This window comes from Pseudomonas sp. PNPG3, from assembly GCF_023093815.1.
In the GTDB taxonomy this organism is placed as follows: Bacteria; Pseudomonadota; Gammaproteobacteria; order Pseudomonadales; family Pseudomonadaceae; genus Aquipseudomonas; species Aquipseudomonas asiatica.
The window spans coordinates 1-4,626 of record NZ_JALLKV010000111.1; the positions used below are offsets into that span (position 1 = coordinate 1).

Here is a 4,626-nt window from a genome sequence, read left to right on the forward strand (position 1 = left end):
GGGCGAATCATATCGCCCTTAAGAGGTGTCCGGGATCATTAGGCCAGTTCAAGCCAGCTCCTACAGGATCACTACAACCTTCAAGGCAGATGCAGTACCTGTGGGAGCTGGCGTGCCCGCGAACACCGGCGTAGCCGGTGCCAGCCACCGCGCTGGATTCTTCGCGGGCTTGCCCGCTCCCACAGGATCACCACAACCTTCAAGGCAGCCGCAGTACCTGTGGGAGCGGGTTCACCCGCGAACACCGGCGCAGCCGGTGCCATACACCGAGTTGGATTCTTCGCGGGTAAACCCGCTCCCACAGGGGCCTGCCCTATCAATGGTCATTCCCTGCGCTGATCCAGGTCTACCGCAGGCTGTTCCACGCTCTGCCGGCCGTCATCAGCCAAGTTGTCTTCCTCCTGCCAATCACCACCCTCTTCTTCGTTCATGAGCGGGTCGTCATCAGGGTCGGGTATGGTCGGGCGGTCGGGGTCAACGGCCGGGTCGGGTGAAGTGGGCATTTCCGGGTTCGTGCCGCCTTGTGCATTCGGGTTGGGGCTCATCGCTGCATACCTCGCAAGAAAGATGTGAACCGCATTCGTTTTGGCCAAATCCCGTCAGCGAGGCTGCGGGTGCTCGGCAGAAACCGAATTGTTTGCCTGCACGTCCTCCATCTCCTCCTCGATCGGGCCTTCGTCATCCGAAGGTAGCGGGACCTCTCCGTCACCGCTGCCGGGCTGGGATTCGGTTTGCTCGAGGCCGGGGTCATTCTGATCGTTTGCCATGGACGTTCTCCTGGGTTTGCGCGTTGATCGCGCATACAGATCGGACGGAAAACGGACACCAGCAGTGCCTTGGGCTCGACAGGTGGCGCAAAAGGCCGGGGTACCGATCATGACCCCATATAGAGCTAAACCATTATTCAGAGACGTTTCCTACAAGGTTTTGGGAAGCCCAAAGCCTCTCTGGAAAGCGATTCCCCGTTAGTGTTCAGGGGTCGACAAGGACCTGTCCAACACTAGGATCGCTCATGACCATCAGCCAACGTATTGCCCTCGCGATCGCCGAAGCCGGGCTGCCGCACGACCAGTGCATGTTCTGCGAGCGCCAGGGCCTGCCGATCCTGCCGCTGCGCCGCGCCCTGGTGCCCGATGCCCGCCCCGAGTGTGTCTCCACCGTGGCGGATAACCGGCATATCTCGACAAAGATCGGCTTGCGCACCTTGCGCAGGGGCTTCCTGTATGTGCTGCTCGACCAGCAGGTCTGGCATGCCTATGCCGTCAGCGAGCAAGGTCATCTGCGCCGCTTCAACCCTTACGAGCCGCCAGATGGCCCGCCTTCGCCGCTGCCCGAAAAATGCGTGAACGCAGATCACGACATTCCTTCGGCCTTTCTCAACCTCGATACCGGCAGGTACACCAGCGCCTGGCTGGCCTTCTCCAGTGACGCCTGGCCGGTGAGCGTGCTGAACGCCTACAAGAGCGGCGCGTCGCCTGCGCATCGCTTCGAGGGCCTGGACCTGATCCAGGCCCGCAACAATCCCGAACTGCTGGGCATCGCCATGACGCCCGATAAGCTTGGGGTCGACCAGCAGGTGTTCGAATATGCCCAGCATGGCTGTGCCCCCTTCGACAGTGCGCATGGCTTCCACAGCCGCTGGTTGCGCCGGTTCGCCCTGCGAGGGTATCTGGTCAATGCGATCAACCGGCACAAGCTGGAAAACGGCGTGCTGGCAGTGGTGCTCGACGACACTGTCGGGCTGATTCAGGAGTACAACCATCAGCGGCTGAACTGGGTACTGAAGCGTCAGGCCTGGCGTGAAGACCCGATGCGCGCCTATCAGCTGCAGACCTCGCAGATCCTGCAGATCATTCGTGCCACGCACAGGGAATGGGCGGCGCAGAAGGTGCCGTCGCTGGAACCGATGACGGGTGATGGGCCGCCGGTGTTCACCGACCCGGCAGTCGAGCGGCAGCTGTTGGTCGAGCGTGCACAGCAGGAGAGTGACGAGCGGCTTGAAGAGCGCTACCACGAACCGCAGCGGGCCGCCTTCCAGGCCGAGTACGACCAGCAGGAACGTGAGTTTCAGCGTTACATCGACAAGGACGCGCAGGCGTACGTTGCCTTGTTCGATACGCCCATGTTCAAGGTGGCCGAGGCATACGACTACGACGGTAACGATCGTGAGTCCGGGGTGGCCTACGCCAAGACCATGGCACTGTGCCTGGGCGGTGGGGTTACGGAAGCTGTCGTCCCCCGCCTTGAACCGCATGTTCCCGCTTCCGGCACCAGCGAACTGCTCTGGCTGAAATGGCTGCAGGACCCTGACAGCCCGCCCTACCGCGCCTTGCTGATGCGCGACCAGGCACTGCTGGCCGGGCTGCTGCCCAGTTTCTCCGCCACAGAAGCGATCAACTGGAACGACAGCGACAAGCTTTACGGCATGCTGAGCAAGATCATCGCCAGCGATGACGCCGGCCTGCGCACGCGCAATACCCTCAAGCAGGCCATTGCTGAAACGCAGGGTGCGCTCAATGCGGCCAGTCAGCGGCTGGCGCCATGTCTGTCGCCAGGTATTCAGAAGGCTGTGCGGCATTTGAACAGCGCCACGCAGTTTCTCTACAACGGCGTCCATCTGATCGAGTTGGAAGTGAAGATGAAGCTGGGCGAGTACTACGCCTTGCAGAGCGCCCACCTCCGGGAGTTGCAGCACAAGGCCAACGCGTCGATCGCCGAGGCGCGGGACCGGATGCACCGCAATATCGATGACTTCGAGTTTGGCTCGATGAAGGCCATGCGCAAGGTGCGGCCGATCATCCAGCATGGCTTGATGAGCCTTGCAATGCTCGACCCGCGGTTCACCAATACGATGATCAGCGTGACGGTGTGGGTCGAGGGCAAGGCCGAGGAAGTGCATGGGCGGTTGTTCAAGGAGGCCAGCATGAGGGTAACCCAGGCGAGCAGCGCGGCACAGCTTGCCTTGGTGGATATCTCGGTGGCAGCTGGGACGTTGGAGACAAATGCGCGCAAGTTGTTTCAAGGGATGCAGATCACATCGCAGCAGGCTGCCAGGTTAGTACGGACCGGGTTATCCGGTTTACGTGGTGTGGCAGGTAGTTGGGAGTTATTGCTGGCGATAGGCGGGTTGTATCTGCAGCAGGACAGCCTGGGCAGGAATCAGGACAAGGCGGAAACGGAGATTGGGCCCAAGGCGTTTGAGGCCAGGTTGGCGTTGCAAGGATCCCAGTTGGGCCTATTGGGAGGGCAAGTCGAACTGGTTGGGCTCATTTTGAGATCAAGTGCTAGTCCACTGAATTTGCCACGAGCAAAGGGTGTAGCAGCCACAGGGGAGGCCTTGATAAGGCTTGGTGCTTTGGTGAGTGCGGTTGCAGGGGTCTTTGATGCGGCCCAGGCAATTAATGCGACCAGACGAACCGCCTCTGCGGGTGATGAAACAGCGAGGAACCAACATCTTTTGTCATCCCTCTTGTATGGCTCTGGCGCTGTAGCGTTTAGTCTTGCGGTACTCCAACCCTTGGTTGTCGGTCCGCTGGGGCTGGCGATTGCCTTCACGCTTGCTGCTTATCAACTAAGCAAACTGGCTCAGGAAAATGAATCAACTGATTTGGAACGCTGGGTAAGGCGGTGCTGCTTTGGAAAAGCAGACGAAATACCGATCATCCATTGGAATGTACCAGAACATGCGGATATCGCGTTTGCCGAACTCAATGCCGCCACACTAGGCACTAAGGCAAAGTTGAATTTTGAATCGCTCTTGGCAACTGATCCAGGTCTTCCGAAAATCGGCGGCTTGATTAGCGCCGAAATAATTAGAAAGCTAAGATTCTTGATCACACTGCCTATGTACGATGAGCGATCCTCGGGATATCGCTGGAAATTGATTGTACATCGTCACGGTGACGGCAATCACCCTGATTACGTTGGCGGGGAAACTATTGCTTCGGGCAATTTTTTTGCGAACACTGAAGAGCCTCTATCACCGTCCTCTTCATTTTCGAGCTTTACATCACCGCGAATACCCGACCACGACCGCAATTATTCAATCAGCGAGAAGCGAAAACCTTACCCTACCGGACTCTGTCAGTTAGAGATTTCTGGCTCGATATCGCTCATGGCGACTATAGGAAAGCACACGATCCTGGCAGCTACGCTGTTGGTGATGCACTGGCCGGATCGGAGCTTGCCAAGTGGGTACATTGAGATTTGTGTCAGGGAGGTTAACGAGTGAAGCGTGATGGTAAAGTTTTGTGGGAGCGTGCTTTGGGCTGGAGTTATGACCTGCCGAAGGTGGGCGAAGTGCCAAAATGGCGAATTGGGTGGGCGAGCGTAAAACCGGCCCCTAACTATTTCGATGATGTGTTTCTAGAGTTACCACGGAGCAGTAGCATCCTTCGAGGCTTGACATTCCTAATCGGTGCTGCAGGTTTGCTCCTTCTTCTTGGAATAACTCTTTACATGTACTGGAGTTTTTTGCGTGACGATTGGCTGATGAGCTTGTCAGTGGCAATTATCACCCCAGCACTATCATGGTCTTTGATTCCTTACATTAAACTTGATCTGGTTGCTCCTAGGGATGGTCTGAAATAGCCCTGTATTTCTGACTGACTTCAGCCTACGCTGATT

At 57.9% G+C, this 4,626-nt stretch carries 4 protein-coding genes; 2 read left to right on the forward strand and 2 right to left on the reverse strand.

Translation table 11 applies throughout. The features are described from left to right. Positions 1–323: 323 nt before the first annotated feature. Positions 324–503, reverse strand: coding sequence for a hypothetical protein (locus tag MJ643_RS30150; RefSeq protein ID WP_169775263.1), 180 nt, complete (start codon positions 501–503; stop codon positions 324–326). A gap of 96 nt (positions 504–599) precedes the next feature. Beyond that, positions 600–767, reverse strand: coding sequence for a hypothetical protein (locus tag MJ643_RS30155; RefSeq protein WP_023660823.1), 168 nt, complete (start codon positions 765–767; stop codon positions 600–602). 245 nt (positions 768–1,012) lie between these two features. On the opposite strand from MJ643_RS30155, the gene MJ643_RS30160 reads away from it, so the two are divergent. Further along, positions 1,013–4,231 (forward strand): T6SS effector BTH_I2691 family protein, encoded by a 3,219-nt coding sequence (locus tag MJ643_RS30160; protein WP_196184781.1) that lies wholly within the window; start codon positions 1,013–1,015, stop codon positions 4,229–4,231. Continuing rightward, positions 4,228–4,590 carry a hypothetical protein gene (locus tag MJ643_RS30165; protein WP_247727262.1) on the forward strand — a complete coding sequence of 121 codons (363 nt, stop codon included), beginning with the start codon at positions 4,228–4,230 and terminating at the stop codon, positions 4,588–4,590. The genes MJ643_RS30160 and MJ643_RS30165 overlap by 4 nt, the downstream gene beginning before the upstream one ends. The last annotated feature ends 36 nt before the right edge of the window (positions 4,591–4,626 follow it).

Excerpts from the sequence above, each read along its gene's own strand:
- MJ643_RS30150 (WP_169775263.1), bottom strand. The coding sequence starts at position 503 with ATGCCCACTTCACCCGACCCGGCCGTTGACCCCGACCGCCCGACCATA.
- MJ643_RS30155 (WP_023660823.1), bottom strand. The coding sequence starts at position 767 with ATGGCAAACGATCAGAATGACCCCGGCCTCGAGCAAACCGAATCCCAG.
- MJ643_RS30160 (WP_196184781.1), top strand. The coding sequence starts at position 1,013 with ATGACCATCAGCCAACGTATTGCCCTCGCGATCGCCGAAGCCGGGCTG.